This window comes from Streptococcus sp. oral taxon 056 str. F0418, from assembly GCF_000220065.1.
Classification (GTDB): domain Bacteria; phylum Bacillota; class Bacilli; order Lactobacillales; family Streptococcaceae; genus Streptococcus.
In genome coordinates, this window is record NZ_AFQU01000001.1 from 679,654 (window position 1) to 702,710 (window position 23,057).

21 protein-coding genes, 1 pseudogene and 1 riboswitch are annotated in these 23,057 nt (G+C 38.9%); of the genes and pseudogenes, 1 reads left to right on the forward strand and 21 read right to left on the reverse strand.

Features of this window, described 5'->3' with window-relative positions:
• Nucleotides 1-80 precede the first annotated feature (80 nt).
• The 7 genes from HMPREF9182_RS03365 to HMPREF9182_RS03395 form a co-directional block, all read right to left on the reverse strand.
• On the reverse strand, nt 81-350 hold the full coding sequence (locus HMPREF9182_RS03365; RefSeq protein ID WP_009754587.1) for a YlbG family protein: 270 nt from the start codon (nt 348-350) through the stop codon (nt 81-83).
• A gap of 91 nt (nt 351-441) precedes the next feature.
• On the reverse strand, nt 442-1,059 hold the full coding sequence (locus tag HMPREF9182_RS03370; RefSeq protein ID WP_255263272.1) for an ATP-dependent Clp protease proteolytic subunit: 618 nt from the start codon (nt 1,057-1,059) through the stop codon (nt 442-444).
• A gap of 56 nt (nt 1,060-1,115) precedes the next feature.
• Entirely contained in the window at nt 1,116-1,745 is a 630-nt protein-coding gene (gene upp / locus HMPREF9182_RS03375; RefSeq protein WP_037602968.1) for a uracil phosphoribosyltransferase, read from the reverse strand.
• A gap of 97 nt (nt 1,746-1,842) precedes the next feature.
• Entirely contained in the window at nt 1,843-4,503 is a 2,661-nt protein-coding gene (mgtA, locus tag HMPREF9182_RS03380) for a magnesium-translocating P-type ATPase (protein ID WP_009443621.1), read from the reverse strand.
• A 262-nt stretch (nt 4,504-4,765) separates the two neighbouring features.
• Nucleotides 4,766-4,922: riboswitch (M-box (ykoK) riboswitch) on the reverse strand.
• An 83-nt stretch (nt 4,923-5,005) separates the two neighbouring features.
• The gene (locus HMPREF9182_RS03385) at nt 5,006-6,172 is read right to left on the reverse strand and encodes a MalY/PatB family protein (protein ID WP_009443908.1); all 1,167 of its coding nucleotides are present in this window, start codon (nt 6,170-6,172) and stop codon (nt 5,006-5,008) included.
• Between the two features lies 1 nt (nt 6,173).
• Nucleotides 6,174-7,268, reverse strand: a complete 1,095-nt coding sequence (locus HMPREF9182_RS03390) for a cystathionine gamma-synthase (protein ID WP_009754803.1) — start codon at nt 7,266-7,268, stop codon at nt 6,174-6,176.
• Between the two features lie 156 nt (nt 7,269-7,424).
• Nucleotides 7,425-9,056, reverse strand: a complete 1,632-nt coding sequence (locus HMPREF9182_RS03395; protein ID WP_009443343.1) for a putative polysaccharide biosynthesis protein — start codon at nt 9,054-9,056, stop codon at nt 7,425-7,427.
• Between the two features lie 92 nt (nt 9,057-9,148).
• On the opposite strand from HMPREF9182_RS03395, the gene HMPREF9182_RS03400 reads away from it, so the two are divergent.
• Nucleotides 9,149-10,597: a UDP-N-acetylmuramoyl-L-alanyl-D-glutamate--L-lysine ligase gene (locus HMPREF9182_RS03400; protein ID WP_009754330.1), complete on the forward strand. Its 1,449-nt coding sequence runs from the start codon at nt 9,149-9,151 to the stop codon at nt 10,595-10,597.
• A 148-nt stretch (nt 10,598-10,745) separates the two neighbouring features.
• On the opposite strand, the gene HMPREF9182_RS03405 is transcribed toward HMPREF9182_RS03400, so the two are convergent.
• The 14 genes and pseudogenes from HMPREF9182_RS03405 to HMPREF9182_RS11125 form a co-directional block, all read right to left on the reverse strand.
• Nucleotides 10,746-11,492, reverse strand: coding sequence for a CPBP family intramembrane glutamic endopeptidase (locus HMPREF9182_RS03405; RefSeq protein WP_037602971.1), 747 nt, complete (start codon nt 11,490-11,492; stop codon nt 10,746-10,748).
• A gap of 51 nt (nt 11,493-11,543) precedes the next feature.
• Nucleotides 11,544-12,197 (reverse strand): DUF1803 domain-containing protein, encoded by a 654-nt coding sequence (locus HMPREF9182_RS03410; protein WP_009443404.1) that lies wholly within the window; start codon nt 12,195-12,197, stop codon nt 11,544-11,546.
• 51 nt (nt 12,198-12,248) lie between these two features.
• Entirely contained in the window at nt 12,249-12,572 is a 324-nt protein-coding gene (locus HMPREF9182_RS03415) for a DUF2568 domain-containing protein (RefSeq protein WP_009754927.1), read from the reverse strand.
• Between the two features lie 10 nt (nt 12,573-12,582).
• Nucleotides 12,583-13,164 (reverse strand): TetR/AcrR family transcriptional regulator, encoded by a 582-nt coding sequence (locus HMPREF9182_RS03420; RefSeq protein ID WP_009754224.1) that lies wholly within the window; start codon nt 13,162-13,164, stop codon nt 12,583-12,585.
• Nucleotides 13,161-13,865, reverse strand: a complete 705-nt coding sequence (locus HMPREF9182_RS03425; RefSeq protein WP_009443264.1) for an MBL fold metallo-hydrolase — start codon at nt 13,863-13,865, stop codon at nt 13,161-13,163. Before HMPREF9182_RS03425 ends, HMPREF9182_RS03420 begins: the two co-directional genes overlap by 4 nt.
• A gap of 309 nt (nt 13,866-14,174) precedes the next feature.
• Nucleotides 14,175-15,266 (reverse strand): DUF871 domain-containing protein, encoded by a 1,092-nt coding sequence (locus tag HMPREF9182_RS03430; RefSeq protein ID WP_009754515.1) that lies wholly within the window; start codon nt 15,264-15,266, stop codon nt 14,175-14,177.
• Between the two features lie 189 nt (nt 15,267-15,455).
• Nucleotides 15,456-15,977 (reverse strand): GrdB-related putative oxidoreductase, encoded by a 522-nt coding sequence (locus tag HMPREF9182_RS03435; protein ID WP_009443472.1) that lies wholly within the window; start codon nt 15,975-15,977, stop codon nt 15,456-15,458.
• Nucleotides 15,978-15,986: 9 nt separating this feature from the next.
• Nucleotides 15,987-17,354, reverse strand: a complete 1,368-nt coding sequence (locus HMPREF9182_RS03440; protein ID WP_009443615.1) for a PTS sugar transporter subunit IIC — start codon at nt 17,352-17,354, stop codon at nt 15,987-15,989.
• A 29-nt stretch (nt 17,355-17,383) separates the two neighbouring features.
• Nucleotides 17,384-17,704, reverse strand: a complete 321-nt coding sequence (locus tag HMPREF9182_RS03445; protein WP_009754951.1) for a PTS sugar transporter subunit IIB — start codon at nt 17,702-17,704, stop codon at nt 17,384-17,386.
• 12 nt (nt 17,705-17,716) lie between these two features.
• Entirely contained in the window at nt 17,717-18,040 is a 324-nt protein-coding gene (locus HMPREF9182_RS03450) for a PTS lactose/cellobiose transporter subunit IIA (RefSeq protein ID WP_009754361.1), read from the reverse strand.
• An 89-nt stretch (nt 18,041-18,129) separates the two neighbouring features.
• Nucleotides 18,130-18,702, reverse strand: a complete 573-nt coding sequence (locus HMPREF9182_RS03455; RefSeq protein WP_009754263.1) for an RDD family protein — start codon at nt 18,700-18,702, stop codon at nt 18,130-18,132.
• Nucleotides 18,703-18,711: 9 nt separating this feature from the next.
• A complete protein-coding gene (locus tag HMPREF9182_RS03460; protein ID WP_009754259.1) occupies nt 18,712-20,601 on the reverse strand; it encodes a BglG family transcription antiterminator in 1,890 nt (629 codons plus the stop codon).
• Nucleotides 20,602-20,869: 268 nt separating this feature from the next.
• A complete protein-coding gene (locus HMPREF9182_RS03465; RefSeq protein ID WP_009443202.1) occupies nt 20,870-21,805 on the reverse strand; it encodes a manganese-dependent inorganic pyrophosphatase in 936 nt (311 codons plus the stop codon).
• Nucleotides 21,806-22,027: 222 nt separating this feature from the next.
• A pseudogene (locus tag HMPREF9182_RS11125) lies at nt 22,028-22,983 on the reverse strand (IS30 family transposase).
• Nucleotides 22,984-23,057: the final 74 nt, after the last annotated feature.

Genomic DNA, 23,057 nt, shown 5'->3' on the forward strand with positions numbered 1-23,057 from the left:
TCCTTAATGTGTAGTTAAAATAGATATAGTAAGAATATACCGAATTGTCAGAAAATTGTCAATATAAAAACAAAACTTTTTTAAATGATTACGTTTTCATAGTTTCGATGCAGGCTTCCAACAAAGTTTGTATCTAACTCTTGAATATGACACGGTCTCACTTTTTTGACGCATTTTTCTTGAGATAAAGCCTTTTGTAGCTCTTCTGCCTGTACTTTGGGGACGTAGAGTTGCAAGTAACGTCTTTTTTTAGAATGATAGACTATATCCCCAAAATCAGCTACTTTTTTTATATCACGATTATAGTACAGATAGACAATCAAGCCTGCTCGTTCTTCTTTTTGAAACATGCACTATCCTCTTTCTAGACTAGATTTTTCCTCTTTGATTATACCAAAAAAGAGACCGAAAATAAATATTTTCAGCCTCTAGTTATAGGTATTAATTTAAATTATTGTTAGCCATGATTTCGTCAATGAAGCCATAAGCAAGTGTTTCTTCCGCACTCATCCAATAATCACGTTCTGCGTCTTTGTGGACTTGTTCAACTGTTTTACCAGAATTATCAGCAAGAATTTGCTCTAAAGTTTTCCGAGTCTTCAGCAAATGTTCTGCAGCAATAGCCATATCTGTTTGCTGAGTTCCACCGCCAGTACCACCCATTGGTTGATGAATCATATATTCAGCATTTGGTAGCATAAAGCGTTTGCCCTTAGCACCACTAGAAGCAATGATTGTTCCCATGCTAGCAGCCATCCCCATGACAATAGTCTGTACATCAGACTTAATAAAATTCATAGTATCCACAATAGCCAAGCCTGCTGAAACAGACCCACCAGGAGTGTTAACATAAAGGTAAATATCTTTCGTACTATCTTGCGCATCTAAAAAGAGAAGCTGGGCAATAATTGAATTGGCCATATTGTCTTCTACTGGGCCAGTCAGCATAATAATACGATCCTTTAATAGACGAGAATAAATGTCATACGAACGTTCGCCACGACTTGTTTGTTCAATAACTACAGGAATCATAGTTTTCTCACTTTCTGTTACTAGAATTTTCAAATGATGAGATTATTATAACCTTTTGGTCAACAAAGGTCAAACATAAACGTTTATTTTGTTCCGAAAAGGCGGTCTCCTGCATCACCAAGACCAGGGACAATATATCCATGATCGTTTAGGTGCTCATCCAAAGCAGCTGTGAAAATATCAACGTCTGGGTGAGCTTCCTGCAAGGCTTTTACCCCTTCAGGTGCTGAAACCAAGCAGACAAATGTAATGTGGCTTGCACCACGTTTCTTGAGAGAATCCACAGCCAAGATAGCAGAACCACCCGTAGCCAACATTGGATCAACAACGAAAATCTGACGTTGGTCGATATCTTCTGGCAACTTCACCAAATACTCAACCGGCTTCAAAGTCTCTTCATCACGATACATACCGATGTGACCAACCTTTGCCGCTGGAACCAAGCTTAGAAGTCCATCGACCATGCCAATCCCCGCACGAAGAATAGGAACAATAGCTAATTTTTTCCCTGCAATCTGCTTTTGGACGGTTTTCGTAATCGGTGTTTCAATTTCGACATCTTCAAGAGGTAAATCGCGCAAAACCTCATATCCCATGAGCATTGCGATTTCATCAACTAATTCACGAAAAGCCTTGGTAGAGGTATCTGTACGACGCAAGATTGACAATTTATGCTGAATAAGTGGATGAGCGATAACTTCAAGTTTTCCCATGATTGGATTTCCTTCTTTCAATTTATTCTTCTTATTATATCAAAAAAAGTGTGAAAAGGCTTGCCATAAGCAAACCTTTTCAGAGTTTTTCTTGGTTCTAAAGCCATTCCTTATATCGCTTGATATACAAGTGTTTAATAAAGGTTACGCTAACCATGTAAAGTACAATGATCAGGAAAAGAAATAGGAAATAAGTGCCATTGAGCGGAGCCATTTTGAGAACTGATGCAAATAAGCTATATGGCAAGGAAGTAACAAAGAGAGCAGCCACCATAGTCGTTACAATAACAGACAAAGCAGGACGACTTTGCACAAAAGGCAGCTTAGGGGAGCGTAACATATAAATAACCATAGTTTGAGTCCACATAGACTCAATAAACCACCCAGTTTGAAAAAGTGTGATAAAAGCTCCAGCCTGTTCTGAACCTGCCTGATAGCTTCCTCCAATCAGCATTGGCACAACGATAAAATAGAGAATCAAATAAGTTAAAACATCAAAAATAGACGAGATAGGCCCAATCCAAGCCATAAAGCGAGTAATAGAGTTAGCAGACCAAATCCGTGGTTTCTTGAGAAATTCACTATCCACATTATCAAAAGGCAGGGCTATACAAGACAAGTCATAGACCAGATTGAGAACTATCAAATGAACTGGTGCCATAGGAAGAAATGGCAAAAAGATACTGGCAAAGAGGAGAGAGAAGATATTTCCAAAATTAGAACTGACGGTCATCTTGATATATTTGGTCATGTTGGCATAGACCTTACGTCCCTCTACCAACCCTTTCTCCAGAACCATAAGGTCCTTGTCCAGCAAAATGACATCTGCCGTTTCCTTGGCAATATCGACAGCAGTATCAACAGAAATACCCACATCTGCCACCTTCATAGAAGGCGCATCGTTGATTCCATCACCCATGTAGCCGACCTTGTGACCATTGGCCTTGAGCTGGAGAATAATCCGTGCTTTTTGGTCAGGTGAGAGCTTGGCAAAAACCGTTGTATGCTCTACTGCTTGGCTCAATTCCTCATCTGATAAAGCATCTACCTCTACACCCAGCAAGATATTGTCTACATCAAGGCCAACTTTTTCACAGACTGCCTGGGTCACCTTATCATTATCACCGGTCAAAATCTTAGTGGCAACACCGTATTCAGCCAAGGTTTCAATAGCTGGTGCTGCGGATGATTTAGGTGGATCCAGAAAGGCCAGGTAGCCCGTCAAAATCATATCAGACTCATCCTTGACTTCATAGTCATAATCTTCTTCTAGGTCTGACTTGTAGCTAACACCAAGCACGCGCAATCCTTGTTCATTGAGTTGGGCTACTTCCGCAAGGATTTCCTGACGAATCTCCTCAGTTAGTTCTGTGATTTGATTTTTGTATTCTACATAGCTAGAGATAGCTAGCATTTCCTCTAAGGCACCCTTGGTTACCATGCTGATGACATTTTCATCATCCTTGACAATGACGCTCATACGACGACGCTCAAAGTCAAAGGGCAGTTCATCAATTTTCTTAAAGGTTTGGTCTAAGTCACGAACAATCTCATGCTTTTCGGCTTCTTTCTCTGTTCGGTTGATAATAGCCCGATCCATGAGGTTTTTGAGTCCCGTTTGATAGTAGGAATTTAGAAAGGCACGACGGAGCACTGCCAAATCTAAATCACCGTGAATATCCAGAGGGTATTCCAAGACAATCTCGTCTTGGGTCAGTGTACCTGTCTTATCGGTACAGAGGATATCAATAGCTCCTAGGTCTTGGATGGCATTCAGCTTTTTAATCACGACCTTTTCCTGAGCCATGATAATGGAACCTTTAGCTAGGCTTGCTGTGATAATCATAGGCAGCATTTCTGGAGTCAGGCCGACTCCAACACTGAGAGCAAATACTCCCGCTTCTAGCCAGTCACCGTCTGTCAGACCATTGATGAAGAATACGACTGGCACCATGACGAGCATCAGACGAATCAAAAGCCATGAGATACTATTCATCTCGCGCTCAAAAGAGGTCGGCTCGTCGTAAGTATTCAGCGTCTGCTCAATGGCACCCATCATGGTCTCGTCGCCAACCACTAGCACTAGAGCTGTGGCTCTTCCGGAAATAACGTTCGTTCCCATGAAGGCCAATGATTCTGTCTCTAAAAGGCTATCAAAGTTCTGCCCATCAGCCTTTGCAAGACATACCTTTTCTACCGCATCACTTTCGCCTGTCAGTCCAGACTGCTGTACAAAGAAATCACGCGAGTCTAACAGCAAGACATCTGCGGGAATCATGTCTCCAGCACTAAGCTTGATGATGTCTCCCACAACAAGCTCATCAATGGGAAGTTCTTGCTCTACTCCTTCTCTGATGACCGTAGCTGTATTGACAATCAGCCGAGACAGATTGCTAGCAGCGCGGTCACTCCGCAATTCCTGAATAAAACGAATGCCTCCAGAAATCAAAACCAGAACGACAATAATAATGGAAGTTGTCGGATCTTCCTCACCAGGCTTAGCCAGCCAGACATTAGTCACCAAAGAGACTAAAGCAATCACTAATAAGATGACTGTAAAGGGGTTAATAATAGACTCGTAAATTTTCTTTAGAATGGAGTCTTCCTGCCCCTTGGTGATAACATTTTCACCATAAAGATCACGATTTTCTTCAACCTGATCTTCTGTCAGACCACGAAAGGCACTTTTGTAGAATGCCAGGGTTTCTTGTACAGGAAGCTGCAAAGCAGCAACTAATCTTTCTTTTACTGTTTTCATTGGTTTCTCCTTTATGTATGATTAATGATTTTCATACACAGGGACCAATCACTTTATAAGGACAGAACGACACAAATCAGCGATTGGCTGTGTATGTGCGGTTCCGGATGATCGTCAATTTGCATCGTTTCTTCTCCCTTCTTTTTTCTTGATTTGCAGGTAGTCGACTATTTACTTTATATTATGTCAATAAAAATACCCTGCTCATTTCTCAGCAGGGTTGTTTGCATGTCAGGTCATTTACTTTATTTTTAAACAATAAAGTAAGCATTTACCGTTCAAGCTTTAACTCCATAAGGCGATGAAATGAGCTTAGTCTTGACCTTGGCGATCAGGACTGTTGACCAACGAGTAGTGTCTCCACTGCTTTGCGGTAGTCATCCGTATCCTTATGGTAGCCTCACCTACCGATTTTCCATTCTTACTATACTCCTCTTTGTAAGGATTGTCAATAAAGAAATCACTAATTTGAAAATTTTTTGCAAACCTGAGCTAAAACCGACTACTTAGGTAAAACAGCTCCAATGCGTTTACAAATTTCTACAACCATATCCTTTGGTGCAGCTACATTTAGACGGGCATGACCTTTACCTTCTTTGCCAAAATCACTTCCTCGATTCAGGACGACCTTTGCCTCTTCCCGCAGCAGCTGGAAGAGCTGGTCATCTGTCAGACCATAATCTGAGAAGTCCAGCCAAATCAGATAGGTTCCTTGAGGCTTCATGACCCGCAGGCGTGGGGCTTCTTTGGCAAAATAATCAACTGCCAAATCGATATTTTCCTCTAAGACTGTCTTCAGTTCTGTTAGCCAGGAGTTCCCATAACGGTAAGCAGTTTCTGTCGCTATAAAACCAAGACCAGAAATTTCATGTTGGTTATTAGCAAGCTGACGTTTTTTAAACTGATGACGCAGGCTAGGATTCTCAATCACAGCATAGGAATTTTTAGTCCCAGCAATATTAAAGGTCTTAGTCGCACTGGATAAAATCAGGCTGAAATCCTTAAAGTCAGGAGAAACAGTATTGAAGGACTGGTGTTCATGTCCAAACAGCGTCAAGTCTTGATGGATTTCATCTGAGACCACGAGAACGCCGTACTTTTGGCAGAGACGGCCAATTTTCTCTAATACTTCTCGTTCCCAAACTCGCCCTCCAGGATTATGAGGATTGCAAAGAATATACATCTTGACTTCATTGTTGATAAGATCCCTTTCCAGCTGCTCAAAGTCAATCTGAAAGAAGCCGTCTTGCTCTACTAAAGAATTGGTAATCAGCTGGCGATTATTGAGCTTAACAGAGCGAGCAAAAGGAGGGTAAACCGGAGTGTTGATTAGAACGGCATCGCCTTCCTTGGTAAAAGCTTGGATAGCCGTCGAAATAGCAGGAACTACTCCTTCGATAAATACCAGGGCCTCCCTGTCAAAAGCGTAGCCATGCTCCGTCCTCTCCCAATCTAAAACAGCATTGATCAACTCCTCACTAGCATAGGTATAACCATAGACTAAGTGATCTGCGTAGTCATGAACAGCTTGCTGAATTTCAGGCAGGACTTCAAAATCCATGTCCGCAATCCAGGCAGGAAGAACATCTCTATCTTCTTCAGCTTCTTTCCATTTATAGGTATGGTGACCAAAGCGATTTGGTGCAGTCTTAAAATTATATTTTCCCATATTAGTCCTCCAAGGCTGCTCGTAAATCAGCCACTAAATCTCGACTGTCCTCAATTCCAATTGACAGGCGTAGCAAATCATCTGTCAATCCATAAGAATGACGTACTTCAGCTGGAATATCTGCATGAGTCTGAGTCGTTGGATAGGTAATCAAACTCTCCACTCCGCCCAAACTTTCCGCAAAGGTAAAGACTTTCAGGCTATTTAGGAGATGAGGGATCTTTCCTTCGTCCACAACTTTAAAGGAGATCATACCACCCTTGCATGGATAGAGAACCTCTTTTACTGCAGGAGATTGCTTCAGAAAAGCAACCACTTCCTGAGCATTCTGAGTAGAGCGCTCCATACGAAGAGCTAATGTCTTGAGACCTCGCAAAAGGAGGTAGCTATCAAAAGGAGACAGGACTGCTCCAGTTGTGTTCAAATTATAGAAAAGCTTGTCATAGATAGCAGAGTCATTGGTCATGATAGCTCCAGCCAAGACATCATTGTGCCCGCCCAAATACTTGGTCGCAGAGTGCAGGACAAGATCAGCTCCATCTTCCAGGGGTCTTTGGTAAATAGGACTGTAGAAGGTATTGTCCACAATGACAATTGCTCCTCTCCCATGAGCCACTTGGGAAATGCGAGCAATGTCAAACTCTACCATAAGAGGATTGGTCGGTGTCTCGATATAGACAATATCTATATCTTCTGTCAGATTGTTCAGTAGTTCTTCTTCTGTATTTGCATAGGTAAAGGCAAAGCGACCTTCCGCTTCGACCTGAGCAAACCAGCGGAAAGAGCCACCATAAAGATCCCGAACAGCCAAAACTTTACTTCCGACTGGAAAGGTACTAAAGGCCAGTACAATAGCTGACATACCTGAGCTAGTCGCTAGAGCATAATCCGCACTCTCAATAGCAGCCAAAGTTTCTTCCAAGCTAACCCTTGTTGGATTCTTGGTCCGAGTATAGTCATAACCTGTCGACTGGCCAAATTTAGGGTGCTGGTAGGTCGTTGAAAAATGCAGGGGTGTTGTTAAGGCACCGGTTGCTTCGTCTGTTTTAACTCCAGCCTGAGCCAGTAGTGTATTTAATTTTACGTCCTTACTCATATTAACTTTCCAATCCTTCAATAATATTTCACCCTCTATTGTAACATCTTGCGAAAGTTCTGCGCTTTGTTCTTTTCAAGAGCTAGATATAGTCTAAAACTATATAAAAACCTTGACCACTCTTGATCAAGGCTTCTTATCTATTTGATTTCTTTATTACGAAACATGAAATTTGTTTCTTATGCGTGTTGCTTTTTCTTCTCCCACAAAACGATCAAGCAAGCGCACACGAAGAGCTAATCCAACATATGCTACAATACCAATACCTCCAATAAATACCAAATAAATCATACTGGAAATACGACCGGATGGTTGGAAGATCAAGCAGAGCACTAAATCAGCTAAGGTCACTGCTACAATCATTACCAAGGTTAAAATACATGTCAATAAACTACGTTTGACAAGATTTTTAGGATTTAGTCCTGTGATATCACGAATTTCGCGATACATCAATACGATTGGTACAATGAGCCCAACCGTTGTCGAAAGCAACGGACCATAAGCCTGAAACAGCCAAACCAAAGGCAACTGTAAAACTAGCTTAGCCAAAACACCATACAGAAAATACCGAATGGCTTTGCGGTTTTGAAAAAGCGCTTGAATCATGGGTGCTAAAACTGTATAAAAGCTCAAAATAATTGTCTGTAAAAGCGCAAAAACAAAGAGACCCAATGCTAAATTATCTGGCTGACCATAAAAGACCGTGTACAGAGGACGCGCCACCAACACTGCTCCAATGGTTGCAGGCAGAATAAATAAAAGCAACATACTTAAATTATCCTGTATCAATCGTGCTGCAGCCTTAAAATCTCCCTTGACATAATTCTCTGTCAAAAGCGGAATCCCAACTCCTCCAATAGAAGTTGCAACCGCAATTAAAATCATTGTGATTTTATTTGGATTGGCTGAAAAATAACTAAACATTACCAAAAGTTGTGAATTGGTATAATCGGTAAACCAATTCATAACGTTGATAAAAGTCATTTGATCAATAATCTGAAAGAGCTGAATTGCTGATCCAGTAATAATAAAGGGAATTGCCTCACGAATCGTATCCCATAAAAGTTCCCGGCCATGAATCGTATTTCCAGTAGATGGTCGTTGTAAAATGGCTTGCAGCATGCCCTCTTTCCAGAGAAAATAACCTAAAACAGCAACACTTGCTAGCATCCCTACAAAGGCAGCAAAAGTCGATTGCGTCACTGCCGATACATAGTTTTTAGAACCAAAGTTCATGATAAAGAAGGTTGCTAATAACATCCAAATAATCCGAATGAGCTGCTCTGCAACTTGGCTAAGAGCGTAAGGCTTTAAATTATTAAATCCTTGAAAAAATCCACGAATGACGCTCATAGAAGGAAAAATAAGTACAGCCCAAGAAAGACTTTGCATGATAGGAATAAGCTCTTTTCCTCCACCAGATAAGGTCGCAAAAACAGGCGAAAATAGATACATCAAAACTGCAAAAATACCGCCTAGCAATACCATAAATTTGAGAAACTCTCTGATAAGGGTAAAGCTATATTCAGCTTTGTCAATCGTATTGTACTTGGCTACTTGCTTGGCTACTGCTACAGGAATTCCTGCTGTTGAAATGAGTAAAAACCAGGCATAAATATTGTATCCCATGGTAAAAAGACCATTGGCCTCCGCGCCATGCTTTCCCATCCAGATGTACCAAGGAATAATGTAGATAGCACCTAACAAGCGACTGATAAAATTTCCAGCTGTTAGCCATGCTGTCCCTCGCAACATCTGCTCTTGCTGACTTGTTGTTTCTTGACTCATACAAACCTCTTCTCGTCATTAATGTCTTTTATATTATTATAAACTTTTCCTTTCCTCTTGTAAAACGTAGGCTTTAGGTTTACAATAGGGATATGATAAAAATTGAAACTGTAATTGACATTTTAAAAGCAGACCACAACTTTCGAGAAATTATGAAAGATGGAGAATACTTTTTCCATCAAAACAACTTGATTTTTGATCATATTAGTTATGATAGTCGAGATGTAAATAGTAGCACTCTCTTTTTTGTTAAAGGAGATCATTTCAAAAAAGAGTTTCTTGAAGAAGCTGTTTCTGCTGGACTTTCTTTCTATGTCAGCGAAAAAGATTTTGAAGTGGGTTTACCAGTCCTTATGGTTAACGACATCAAGCAAGCTATGAGTTTAATTGCTATGGAGTTTTACGATCATCCAGAACAAAAGCTCAAACTTCTTGCTTTTACTGGTACAAAGGGCAAGACAACTGCGGCTTATTTTGCTTATCAAATTTTGTCTCAAAGTCATAGCCCAGCCCTACTTTCTACTATGAATACAACCCTTGATGGAGAAACTTTCTTTAAGTCTGCTTTGACTACTCCTGAAAGTTTGGACTTGTTTAAAATGATGTCCCAAGCTGTTGCAAATGGCCGGACTCATCTTATCATGGAAGTGTCTAGCCAAGCTTATCTAAAGAAACGTGTCTACGGCTTAACTTTTGATGCCGGTGTTTTTCTTAATATCAGTCCTGACCATATCGGACCCATTGAACACCCAACATTTGAAGATTACTTCTATCATAAACGACTTTTGATGGAAAATAGCCGAGCAGTTATTATCAACAAAAGCATGGATCATTTTCAAGTATTAGCTGACCAAGTTGCAAATATAGAACATGATTTTTATGGAGCTGAATCAAATAATCAAATTTTTAATTCTCAAGCTTTTACCTTTGAAGCGAGTGGTAAAATAGCTGGAAATTACGACATTCAACTAATCGGGCTCTTTAATCAAGAAAATGCTCTAGCTGCGGGGCTTGCTTGCTTACGATTGGGAGCTAGCCTAACTGACATTCAAGCAGGAATTGCTGCTACTCGTGTACCAGGTCGAATGGAAGTTTTAACTCAAAAAAACGGAGCTAAAATCTTTGTTGATTACGCACACAATGGTGATAGTTTGGCAAAACTTCTCTCTGTCGTGCAGGAGCATCAGAAAGGTCAAACTATCCTTGTCCTTGGAGCTACTGGAAATAAAGGCGAAAGTAGACGAAAGGACTTTGGACTTTTACTGAATCAACATCCTGAAATCAACCTTATCTTAACAACTGATGATCCAAATCGAGAAGATCCTGTTGCAATCGCTAAAGAAATCGCTAGCTACATTTCTCATGAAGTTAATATCGTCGCAGACAGAGAAGAAGCGATTAAGATGGCGATGGGGCTTACCAAACAAGCAAACGATGCTGTTATTTTAGCAGGAAAAGGCGCTGATGCTTATCAAATTGTAAATGATGACAAGATTCCCTATCCTGGAGACTATGCTGTGGCAGAAGGGTATATAAAATAAGAGGCTAGACAAAAAGTTCCTAGCCCCAAATTTTGCACAATATTGCACTATCTGGCTTGAACAAGTTTGTTCAAGCCAGATAGCGTTGTGGGAGCAGACAACAAGATTGAGCTCTTTGAGAGACCAATTTTTGTCTTACTCCCTTATTTTATCGCCAAACCACCAATAGATAAATCAAGCTAGAGCCAAAGAAATCAGCAATGGCATGCGCTAAAAAGAAAGGCCAGAGATTTTTGATTTTATAGGTATAAAGGAAGTAATAAATCAGGCCAAAGACAACTCCAATTGTAAAAGCCGACAGAAAACCTTGGTAGGTATGAAAAGTAAAACGAATCAGAGTGGAGTAAGCTAAAACGAACCATTTATATTTTGGATTCACAGAGGTCAAAAGCCCTAAGAAAAAGAATTCTTCATAAAAACCATTGAACAGCGCATAGACCATGGTGAGAGGAGGTAAGAGCAGGAGCTTTCGTGCAACCTCTACAAAGGTCCAGTCAATCTGCTGCAAAATGCGCGGGTCAAAGTAATTATAGCTTCCAGCTAGGGTAGCCACCAAGTCTGAAGCCAAACCTACCATAGCAAAAATAAGCGGCGCCCACAAAAGCAACCAGGACAGCCTCAGCTGCAACTGTTTGAAATCATAATGGCGTAGCAGTAAGTACAAAAGCGCCAAGACAAGAAACAGAATCTGCAACTTCAAATTATTGGCATAAAGCCAGACATCCTCGCTAGCACTTGCTCTCAAAACTTGCTCCCTGGCATTGCTTTGAGACAGCCAAGTCTGTGTAGATGTATAAATAAACCAGCCAAACAAAATACCAGTCACAATCAAAATATCAAACCACTTCAGATTCTTTAGCGGCTGACGCGGATGTATACGTTCAAATATAGTCATCATTCCTCGCAATCTTTTTTCTAATCTGTTTGACAGTCAGTTGGGCAGTCCTTACTTCGCTCGAAACAGTAATTTTTCTTTATCAAAATCCATACACAGCTCATATTTACCTGTTTTATTTTGACAAATATAACCCAGCTCAACTAAACTATCTACAAATATATCGCGACGTTTTTGCAAAAGCTCCTCTTTTCTCCCATATTTCAAGAGAAAACTGGTCATATATTTCAAAGCATATTCAGGATTTACATCGCCTAAAATAGCATAAAGTCTTTTTTGTTCTACTGACAAGGGATATTGCTGTCTCATTTTATAAAAATAATTGGACAAGGTGAGATGGTCACGAGCAAAATCGGTACTTTCTATTAAAACCGCTGCATTAGTCTGATTGCTTAGACTGGTTTCAAAGGTTAAGTTCTGCAACTCCTGATATATCGGACTGGTGTCACGGATGAATACTTCTTGATCCAAGCGCAAGTCTGATAGATTATCCAAAAAAGGTAGCGTCAGATAATAGCGCTTGCTCTCCCTACGTATGTATCCCGCCTTGATATACTCTTCTATCGATCGATCAATATTAGATACACCTGCAAATTCTCGCTTTATCTCCCGCAAAATAACCTCTTCATGATGATCTAAATAATGAATTAGCTCTTGAAAAAATGGCTGGCGCGTTAAACGACTCGGGTTAATGATTGTAATCATAAATCTGTCTCATTCTTATTTCAATTTTTTCACTCTATTTTAGCATAAAAATCAATTCAAATGAAACAAGTACAAGAAAATCAGATTTCCCATCGTAAATATGAAATAAATCATGGCTGCTTTCCAGCCATATATTCGCCAGAAGCCCAAGCTGACCAGCATAAAAATAAGAAACTCCGTCACAAGACGTTGCCAACCCAACAAAGAATGAGACGCTTTAGGAGCCATATAGTAACTCCAGAAAAAAACAAATGCTGCATCAAGCAAGAGAAAAAGTCCTTTTTCTAGCCAAGATAGCTTGATTATAAGAGCTAATAAAAAACCCAAAATGGCTGTTATTTCTAGTAAAAAGCGTAAAGCCAAAATAAAATACATGCTTCTCCTTCTAAATCTTTTTCCGTAAAATCGTATAATGTATATAATCTAGCAACATCTGACGGACCCATCCAGGACATTCCTGATAATCTATACTATATATAGTCACTAAGCCGTGTAGAAAAATGAAAACTGCACGGCTAATATTTAACTTTTCTTCTACATTCATATCTTCTGGTAATAAGTCGGACACACTCTCTTGCAGAAGATAAAAGCTTTTCATCCGAAGCTGGTGAATAGGTTGTTCGCTTGTTGCCTGATCTACGCGCTGGCCGTGATACAAAATCAGTAAATCGTAAAAATTACGCTCCCGAAAGCCAAAATCAATATATACCTGACAAAGTTGTAGTAATTTCTCTTTTTTAGAAATCTGCTTTTCACAGACCGCTAGACAAGCAACATATAGTCGTTCTAAAGGTTTTTCAGCCACCGCATACAAAATAGAATCTTTGGTCTTAAAATACTGATAAATCGCTGTATGAGAACATCCAGCTGCTCGTGCAATTTCTCGAATACCAACATCTTGATAAGACTTTTTCTGAAAAAGCAGCTCTGCCACTTTAATAACTCTTTCTCTTGTATCCTTTATCATGATAAAAGCTCCTTAAAACCAGTTGCTGCTTCAAAAGCTTGCAAGGCACACTTCACCTCATTGCCATGGCAAACACTAAGAACCGCCTCTGGATAAGCTTGTAAAATAGCCTGACCACTAGCCAGAGCTTGCTTCATATCTGCCGTGTATTGTTTCATCGGTGGACGCAAACTTCCACCTCGAGTAGCCGTAAATAAATCACCTGCAATAATAAGCTGGTCCTCTTCGTGATAATACGAAACATGACCAGGCGAGTGCCCAGGAGAAAAGAGCACCTTCAAGCCAGCTTCCCTCAAGAAACGATCCGCTTCTGGACTTTCTAAAATCATAAAATCAGACAAGTCAAAAATCAATTTTTCTCTGTGTTTCCGATTTGGAAAAGGCTCTTGCCCCGAAATATAGGGAAACTCCTTCTCACTGATTAAGGTCGGAAGATCACCAAAATGTTGCTTGAGATAAGGCAGACCACCGATGTGATCTGAATGTCCGTGCGTCAAAAAAATGGCTTCTATTTTTTGAGGCAACAAATACTGGACGGCATATTTTCCCATTCCTCGCATTCCTGTATCAATCAAGTAAAAACGACCAGCTTTTTCAACCAACCACATGCTAACCACTAAAATTCCCAAATCAAATTCAAATTTTTTCACATGCGGGCTGATTTGCTTTTCTCTGGTTAAAAAACGATAGATAACAGACATGGTATATCCTCACTATTCCTTACTTAGCAATATATAACCAGTGGTTAGGTGTTGCTAAACCTATTATAACATAAAAATAAAAAACACAACTCATACGAGTCATGTTTGATTTTTTACCAGCTTTCTATCGAGAAGGCAGGAAAGCCTTAACGCACGCTAGTAAATCGAGTTGTTGCACCAGATAAGGATGCTCCAACAAAATATCTACTAAATGGAGAGTAAAGCGAGTTTTTTAAGGGAATGGATATAGAAATGTAATAATAGTGTCCACCCTCCATTTGGTAAGATACAAAAGATAAAGATGTTTGGTTACTTCTTATCTTTTACACTGAATTGGAATTTTTGCCATGGTTTTAGCAGATCCAAAAGAGGTAGATCTTGTTCAAGAATGCGACCTACTACATTGGTCTTGCCAGAATTTTCCATCGGCAAAAGGGCAACCTGTAACTCACCTGCATATTTCGTATAGAGGTAGTTATCAATCAGGATATCCCCTTTCTCTATCGGACGAGTATCATGTGGTTCAAAGTGATCCTTTTTGTGGGTAATCCGACTTTGAGATGAACGTAAAACATAGTCAGATGAATCACCACGCACCAAGTGTGGTTCTTCTTGGACAATATGACGCTCGATTTCACTATCATCGGCTGACAATTCGCAGTCTAATGTCAACAAATATGGATCAATTTCACTCAAGGCTTTTAATTCTTCTTCGCTAGCAAAAGAGTTGGCTACGATAACATCATCAATTAATTCTGTTGCCCAAAGCCATTTAGCAGCGCTAGTGATTTCCCACTCACGATGCATTTCTAACGTACAAAGCCCTTCTTCAACTGGCCACGGACCAGTTGTAGCGACTTTTGAATTGACAAAGGCAGCTGTGCGTAAGCCTAAATCTTTGTAACGTTTTGAAGTATTAAGGAAATGTTGCACAGAAAGTCCTGTGTAACGATGTGGATAAAAATTATGGCATCCAATCAATTTTTCAAACTTTGGTTGGAAAGCTGCTATATTTTCTAAATAGCGATTTTCAATACTCATGTTGAGCTCAATCATCAGCCCTTGAGGATTGAAGGTCATTCCGGCTTCTTCTTGACCAGAAAAACCACCATCCAAGCGAATCCCTGTTAAGCCCATATCTTTAAAGAATTCTAGGTTGTCATATTTTAGGTCTAGTTTCTCAAAGACACTCAAGTCCACATCCGCGATAACTTCCATACCGAGTGATGTCGCAAGTTTAACAGCCTCTTTAAAGTCTGCAATCGTTTTTTCTTGGTTTCCTACGGACAAGAGGCAAGTAAATACTCTTGAGAAGCCGTATTTAGCAGCTAATCGCAAATAATCTAAAATATCCTCAATTTCACTGTGTCCGGGATAAACAGAAACACCAAGTCTTCTCATTTTCGTTCCCTCCATTTTAAACAAAGCATCCCCTGCACCAGCTACTTAAGAACAGTCTTTATTGATAAGAAAGGGGATTATGAAACACACGTTTTGGTTAGTTTGTTCTTATCAAGTAAATTTATTCTTAGAAAATCATCTACAGTAGCTCATACAAGGGATAGCCTAGCAATATTTGTTTATCAATCTTTAATAACAATATTTTTTTGCAAGAGCATCTTCGTCTTCACGTTTTGCCATTGCATAAGCCAATTCGCACATTCCTTCCAAAGCCTGATTAAGACCAGGAGCGCCTTTTTTAGGCATTTTGACGATACGAACCTTATCTTTGTAAGCAGCAATTACTTCTTCACATTCCTCTGCCATTGCAGCAAAAGCTCGTGCATCTGTTTTTGCATTTATATCAGCCGCAACTTCTGCAGCCATTTGAGCGTATCCTTTATAGTCAAAGCAGGGGCCACAAATAACAATATCTGCTTGTAATTTTGTGACCATGGCACACAATTTACGGCTCACTTCTTCTTTGTTTTCTTTGTAATAGCCGTCTCCAGAGTACAAGCAAGCCAAAACATTACCATTTACCCTTTTCAAATAGGGTTCCATCATAATGGCCGGACCAACGACTCCCTTGTTTAAGCCCAAGGGAACCATGTGGTCATCTTTGATTCCAGCACCTGCTTGAATCTGGTCATAAATCATTACTATTTTCACAGTTTACTCCTATAAGTCGTCAAATGACAAGCTATCCAAATCAAGGTCATCATTTGAAGCTACTTCTACAGCATTTGCTTCATCAGCTAGGTATTGTTTATCCATTGCTTTAATGAAAGGCATATAGATGAAGACACCAGCTATAATCAAGACGATTTGAAGCACTGCACCACGCCAGTCAGTCGCAAGGAAACCTGAGATTACTGGTGGAGTTGTCCAAGGGATAGTCACACCATTAGTAATTGGCACTAATTTCATTGCCATAGATGTGTAAGAAACCACGATATTGAACAGTGGTGTCAAGATAAACGGTACAACCATAACAGGGTTTAATACCATTGGCAAACCAAAGATAATTGGTTCGTTGATACCAAAGATACCAGGAATCAATGACAATTTACCAAGTTCTGTGATTCGTTTTGAACGACAGAAGAAGAGCATTGCAATGATAAGAGAAAGTGTTGAACCTGCACCTCCAAAGACTGCAAACAAGTCTTGGAATTGTCCATTGATGATATGTGGTGTACCAACACCTGATTTAAAGAATTCAATATTTTCAAGTGAAAGAGTTGCAAGAACTGGGCTATATACGGCACCAACGATTGCACCACCGTTGATTCCAAAGAACCAGAACAAGCAGTTAAAGAAGTAGGCTGTCAATGACGCACCTAATGTTCCACCAAGATTTACTAGTGGAGCTTGTAGAATGTCAAAGATTACTTGGAAAGCATTTGTACCTAAAAAACCAAATAGAAGGTTAATGAAGAAGAAGACAGTCATTACAGCAGTTGCTGGAATCAGCGCTGCAAATGATTCTACTACTGTTGGCGGTACACCTACAGGCATTTTGATAACCCAGCCCTTCTTTTCTACAAAGGCATAGATATGAACGGCAATGAATGATACCACAATACCGATAAAGATACCTTTTGCACCTACCCAGTTAAGTGGGATACCTGCTAAGCTAACGGGTACATCTTTACCACCTACTTTTGCAGCACCATTTACCACATAAGGCATAAGGAGCAACCAGCTCATTACTGCTGTTGCAGAACCAAAAATTTTATTGGTTTTCATTTGTTTAGCAAATGAATAAGCGATTGCGATAACCGCAAAGATTGCCATAACAGAGAAAGTTGCACTTGATGGCTTTTCGATAAATGCTGTTAAGCTTGTACCAGCCTTCTGATCAACAATGACAGAGCCCATCCACTCATTAAGAGCTGGCCAAGGAAATTCCCCAATCAACAAGAAGATCGAACCAGCAATCAAAAGCGGTGTAGTAATTAAGAAACCATCCCGAATTGATACGAGATATTTATTCTTTCCGATTGCCTCCGCAAGAGGAACCAGAAACTTTTCCAGTTGTTTCATCATAATGTGAAATCCTAACCTTTCATAAATTATTATTTATTACCTTTAATTAATTTTATGGCGCTTTTAAGAACATTTTCGCCATTCATCATACCATAATCGCCTTGGTCGATGACACTAATTGGAATGCCTTCGTTTCCATATTTTGCGACTGTTTCATCATACATGTATCGCACTTGAGGACCAAGTAAAATACAATCTGGACGATCTTCTGCAATAATATCTGTTAATTTATCATGCGGAAATGCAGCTACTTTAATCGGTAGTTGATGGTCATTTGCCACACTTTGCATATTGCTGGCAAGCATACTAGTTGACATCCCAGCACTACAGAATAGATAAATCTTCTTCATAAATTTTCCCTCCTATTTATTTTCTAATTTATAAAGACGTTTATTGGTATTAATCATTTGTTCGGCCAGAAGCTGAATAGTCTCAGTAGACATGAGTTGGTCTTCAGCGTGAATCAAGAGAACTGTTACATCTTGATTTCCTCCTCCGGCTTCTTCTTGGATTAATTTAAAGTGGACTTCATGTCCTTCTTTATACGATTCTTTTCCTTTCTCCATGTTTTCTTGAGCTTTTTCAAACTCGCCATTTTCTGAAAAACGAATCGCTTCAATATAGTAAGATTTAGCAGTTCCAACAGCAGAGATAATTTTGAAACTTGCCATTTGCACGTCATTCATAAGTTAACCTCTTTCTAACTTTATGTACTTATTATAAATATTTTTTGTTTTCTTGTGTAAGAAAGCCCTTTCCTAATAAGCGGAAAAAATTATACTTCTACTACTTTTGTATGTGCAATCAAATCATGGAATGCCCTATGTTTAGGATGAAAGGCCACAAACAAAGCACTAGCAACCCCTATTACTAGACCAATAATCATCAAAGGGACAACTATTCTAAAGCCTGTACTTAACTGAATAATCTGATGCAAAATAGCACTAGCAGAGTAAAGACTACCTTCAATAAGGATAATTCCTACTAACTGTCGCAATAAAATCGTCTTTAGATCTACATCTTGACCATTTTCTTTGACAATTTTCAGCTTCATTATTCTCTTACCTAGGGTCTGGCCTTTATTTTTCCCAAGTGGTACTGCTATATAGTAAAACATAGCGCAAACAAGACCCAAAATCCCGCAAATCAAACCGTATGGTTTTTGAAGTGTCAATAAATTTTGATGAAGCATGTTGCCATATATTTTTTGAGAAACCATTCCAGCAGGAAGTGACGCTAGCATTGCACCTAAATACCAGTCTAGTAGATAAGCCACAAAACGCTTCGTCATTCCAGTTTGTGACAAGCCAAGCGATTGAGTCTTCCTCATTTTTTTTACATTTTCCATTTTTTTCTCCTATTCTAAAATACTTTCGATGAAGTCTTTTTGATCACGCGCATTCAATAAAGCAGATAGCTTTTGCGGATCCATAACTAGACTTGATAACCAGTCAAAAAAGATACTCATTAACTGATTATCTTCTCCTCGGATAGCCAGTAAGATAACCAGACGCACTTCAAAGTTTCCCCACTGAACGGGCTTATCCAACGTCAATGTAGCTATACAAGATTCGCTTGTTGAAATTTCGATGGCATGTGGAACAGCAAAGCCTTGTACAAAAGAAGTTGCTGAAATTCGCTCGCGCTTCATAACATCTGCCTTATAGTCTTCATCAGCCAGTCCTTCTTTGATCAGTTCATCACACAAATATTCAATCGCTTCTTCACCATCTGCTACGTGGTCTTTTCTATAAAACAATTTCTTTTGGATAAGGTGCTCCATCATCTTTTGGAATTTTTCATGATAGCGTGCCTTGTCTAACTGATTCAATAACTGAAAAATCTTACTTTCATCTTCATAATCAAAAAGAAGTGATAATTGCAAAGTAGGAATTTTTAGCTGATGTTTCAAGGGAACTGTTGAAATAATTAAATCTGGCTCAATTGCACCCACTTGTCGCTCATCAAAAATCTTATAGTGAAAAACAATTGACATCCGTTCTTCAAAGCGCGAATTGATTTTATCAATAAAAGGTTTAGATAACATTTGATTATTGGGAATAATCACTACTGCTCGATATTTACTCGGACTATTCACTCGATCATAAGCTGCTCCAAGATGTAAAGCGATGAAAGATAATTCGTTTTCTCCAACTTTTTTCTCTAACCGCTCGCTTAGCACTTCACCTGCATGAACAGCCATCTCAAATACCAACGGATACTTTCGCTTGATTTCCTTAAGATAGACATTCGACATGCTAGTATTCGTTTTTTGTCGTTCAATCAATGATGAAATATGGTTTCCAAGCCCATTTACCAAAGCCTCATCATCTGAAAAATCAATATCAAAGTTATCATTTATTTTAGACAAGACTGCAACCACAATCTCTCGAATTTCTTCTTTTTGTGTAAAATCTTGTTGACTATTACTACTACAAAGTAGAATAGCAAACTTGATAATTTCATTTTTTACCGAATGAATCCGACATTTTTCCTCTACTCTCTCAAAGAATTCCTTTGACAACTGATATTCCAAAGTCTTTGTAAAGGATTCATCTGGTAGTTCAATATTCTCAGCATAATTTCCACTGATAATTCTCTCAATCGCAACTCCTGCATGAATCATAACGATAGGAAAAAGCGATTCTTTGATTTGATAATCATATTCATAGCAAGTTTCCGTAAAAATATCCGATATTTTTAGAAAATCAAAGTCTGAGAACAAAGTCGCCAATATATTTAAGTTAGTAAAGTTTCCCTGTACTTCATCAGTTAACAATTTACGATAAAGTTTACGCTTCTCGTTTTCCTCTCCAATCAGTTCGACAAAATTCTTAGAACGTTTCAAATTTAGATGATAATCTTTAATCATCTTCTTAATACGCCCCAAATCATTTTCAATCGAATAACCGCTGATGAAAACACGATTTTCCAAATCATACAGATTCAATTCCTTCGAGTTGAAAAGAAGCTCTTTAATAATCCAAATACAGCGTTCCTGCGGCGTCTGAGGAATGATATTATTGGTCACTAATTCCATCTCTGAAATAGCCTGCTCATCTAATTTATAACCAAGGCGCTTATTTGAGATAATCATTTCTCTTTGGTATTCCCTATTGATAGCTTCAATATCCGATCGAATCGTTCTATCTGAAACATTCAACATCTGGGCCAAAGCTTTTCCTGTCAACCATTGATCTTTATCATTTAGGATATCAATGATATTGTTTTGTCTTTTTTTTAGCATAACTTCCCCTTATGATAAAATATAAAATGTTCTGATTTGTTGAAAATAATCCAAAATAAACCTTATTAAACATTCATCATATATTTATCATACCATTTCTCCGCTCAGTTAGGAAAGAATATTTTTTCCTATCTATTAGGAAGTCTTGTTCCTTGACCTGTATTCTCATTCAAAAAAATCCTCCTACAATTTTAAAAATGTAGGAGGATTTCTCTTAGTTAGATTTTGAACAGTCTAACCGTCCTGTTAATCTATATTTTATTAACTCCTAGGAATTAAAACTTTCTGTCAACTGTGGCACCACTTGCTTCTTACGAGAAACAGCTCCTGGCAAGAAAGCATGGTTATGTTCAAGTTTGAAATTGAAAGCTGCTTCAACTTTATCCATATTATTACCAATAGCCAAAATCTCAGAGTTCGAGTTAACAATATCTGTAATCATCAAGACAAAATCAGAGTAGCCATTGTCAGCGATTGCTTTTTCAATAGCCGCTTCGATTTCTGCTTGACGCTCCAAAACTTCAGCAATATCAACTGTGTTGACCTGTGCAACACGGACATTGTTTCCGTTCAGTTCAAATGTTTTCGCATCAATATCGATCAACTCTTCTGCGGATTTGCTAGCCAAGTTTGTACCTGCTTTGAGCATAGATAAACCATACTCTTCCAAGTTGACACCAGCCAGCTCAGCCAATTCTGGAGCAATAACCTTGTCAGTCGGATGAGTTGTTGGTGACTTGAGCAAGAGTGTATCAGAGATCAGACCAGAAAGCATCAATCCGGCAATCTCTTTTGGAACTGCTACGCCGTGCTCCTTGAACATACGGTAAACAATAGATGAAGCAGATCCCACTGGCTCCAAGCGCATGTAGAGTGGACTAGCTGTTTCAAAGTTAGCCACACGGTGGTGGTCCACTACGCCATAAACTTCAACTTCAGCGATATCTGCCACAGATTGCTGGAATTCATTGTGGTCTGTCAGGATGACTTGCTCAGCTCCCTCTGCCTTTGCAGATGTAATCACGCGCGGTGCCGCCACGCCAAAGTAATCCAAAACAAAGGCTGTTTCTTCATTAGGCTCACCCAAAGCAACAGCTTCTGTATCCAAGCCATAAGCTTCACGAGCCAAGTAAGCAAATGCGTAGGATGAACCAATGGCATCTGAATCAGGATTTTGGTGACCAAAAACTAAAATTTTAGACATGATAAACCTCTTCTTTATAATTCTTTCCTTCATTTTATCATATTTATGGATATTACACAAAAAGAGAGTAAGTCAGAACAAAAATCTGTTCTTCTTACTCTCTTGTAGATTTAGGCTCTATAATTTCTGTAGTGGGTAAAACCATACTAGGAATTATGGAATCTAATTTTTATAATCTCAAAACTCTAGTCACTTACAGTCTGTTTTATGTCTCTTGAATTGTTAAATTAAATGCGCATTTTCTTCAAAGTATTTTCCAGTTAAGACATTCCCGTGACCTATTATTAAGTTTATTTTCCCACAGCTGAATGGTCTGACATCAACTAATGTTAGATAACTGCCTTTTGGAACATATTCTCTTAATAGTCCATTCGTATTTTCCTGATCATCTTTGCCACGGAGCATGAGGAACAGAAAATAAACTTCAATTTTTAATTGATTATTCAATTCCTGATAATTTGTGAATTCTTTCCCTCTATCAAGAGTCACAGTATGCTTCGTCACGTGTTCTATCAGTTTTACCATTGCCTTGAACACAAACTTATTTTTCTTGACAGCCACCTTCTGAATTTTTAGAAAACGTAAATAATGGTCAGTTAGAGTCTCTAAACATGCTTTTTTAGTTTTACCTTCAACACCCATCACCAATCCTAGTTCGGTTATTGGCCTCTTCTAGTCTTTCGTGAATCGTATGAGAAATAGGAATTTTCCCTCTATTTTCGACATAACCTTTCGTATGACGTGTTTTCCCACGGTGACGGAGCTTGCTAATCACACCACAAGAACCCTGAGATAGTGAACTATCATCAAGATGACCACGATAAATGGCTCTATAGATTGTTTGGTAACTAATTAATAGCTTTCTCATATTCTAAGCGTAACCGACCTTCAATTTCTTCAGGAGAATATTGATAGCCGAAGAATAAGTGTTTAATAATAGTATCGCTTAAATTATTGTGATCTATTTCTAGTGTTTTCTTTCGTCCACAATATTTTTTAGCAATATGGTAAGATTCAACTTGGAGAATAGCCTCCTTCTTCTATAGTCGTTTCCACTCACGACTAAAAATGGAAGGATGACGATGAAATGACTTAGTAATTTGAGAAAGATTTAGGCCTTGAGTGTGGTAAATGAGAATACTTTCATGTTCGTATATGGTAAAATGATGATGACTCACAAGATTTCCTTTCGTAATTATTTTGTCCAATCCTATTTTATTAGAAATCTTATGAGTTTTTATTGTACACTTAT

Excerpts from the sequence above, each read along its gene's own strand:
- HMPREF9182_RS03365 (WP_009754587.1), bottom strand. The coding sequence starts at position 350 with ATGTTTCAAAAAGAAGAACGAGCAGGCTTGATTGTCTATCTGTACTAT.
- upp (WP_037602968.1), bottom strand. The coding sequence starts at position 1,745 with ATGGGAAAACTTGAAGTTATCGCTCATCCACTTATTCAGCATAAATTG.
- mgtA (WP_009443621.1), bottom strand. The coding sequence starts at position 4,503 with ATGAAAACAGTAAAAGAAAGATTAGTTGCTGCTTTGCAGCTTCCTGTA.
- HMPREF9182_RS03385 (WP_009443908.1), bottom strand. The coding sequence starts at position 6,172 with ATGGGAAAATATAATTTTAAGACTGCACCAAATCGCTTTGGTCACCAT.
- HMPREF9182_RS03390 (WP_009754803.1), bottom strand. The coding sequence starts at position 7,268 with ATGAGTAAGGACGTAAAATTAAATACACTACTGGCTCAGGCTGGAGTT.
- HMPREF9182_RS03395 (WP_009443343.1), bottom strand. The coding sequence starts at position 9,056 with ATGAGTCAAGAAACAACAAGTCAGCAAGAGCAGATGTTGCGAGGGACA.
- HMPREF9182_RS03400 (WP_009754330.1), top strand. The coding sequence starts at position 9,149 with ATGATAAAAATTGAAACTGTAATTGACATTTTAAAAGCAGACCACAAC.
- HMPREF9182_RS03405 (WP_037602971.1), bottom strand. The coding sequence starts at position 11,492 with ATGACTATATTTGAACGTATACATCCGCGTCAGCCGCTAAAGAATCTG.
- HMPREF9182_RS03410 (WP_009443404.1), bottom strand. The coding sequence starts at position 12,197 with ATGATTACAATCATTAACCCGAGTCGTTTAACGCGCCAGCCATTTTTT.
- HMPREF9182_RS03415 (WP_009754927.1), bottom strand. The coding sequence starts at position 12,572 with ATGTATTTTATTTTGGCTTTACGCTTTTTACTAGAAATAACAGCCATT.
- HMPREF9182_RS03420 (WP_009754224.1), bottom strand. The coding sequence starts at position 13,164 with ATGATAAAGGATACAAGAGAAAGAGTTATTAAAGTGGCAGAGCTGCTT.
- HMPREF9182_RS03425 (WP_009443264.1), bottom strand. The coding sequence starts at position 13,865 with ATGTCTGTTATCTATCGTTTTTTAACCAGAGAAAAGCAAATCAGCCCG.
- HMPREF9182_RS03430 (WP_009754515.1), bottom strand. The coding sequence starts at position 15,266 with ATGAGAAGACTTGGTGTTTCTGTTTATCCCGGACACAGTGAAATTGAG.
- HMPREF9182_RS03440 (WP_009443615.1), bottom strand. The coding sequence starts at position 17,354 with ATGATGAAACAACTGGAAAAGTTTCTGGTTCCTCTTGCGGAGGCAATC.
- HMPREF9182_RS03445 (WP_009754951.1), bottom strand. The coding sequence starts at position 17,704 with ATGAAGAAGATTTATCTATTCTGTAGTGCTGGGATGTCAACTAGTATG.
- HMPREF9182_RS03450 (WP_009754361.1), bottom strand. The coding sequence starts at position 18,040 with ATGAATGACGTGCAAATGGCAAGTTTCAAAATTATCTCTGCTGTTGGA.
- HMPREF9182_RS03455 (WP_009754263.1), bottom strand. The coding sequence starts at position 18,702 with ATGGAAAATGTAAAAAAAATGAGGAAGACTCAATCGCTTGGCTTGTCA.
- HMPREF9182_RS03460 (WP_009754259.1), bottom strand. The coding sequence starts at position 20,601 with ATGCTAAAAAAAAGACAAAACAATATCATTGATATCCTAAATGATAAA.
- HMPREF9182_RS03465 (WP_009443202.1), bottom strand. The coding sequence starts at position 21,805 with ATGTCTAAAATTTTAGTTTTTGGTCACCAAAATCCTGATTCAGATGCC.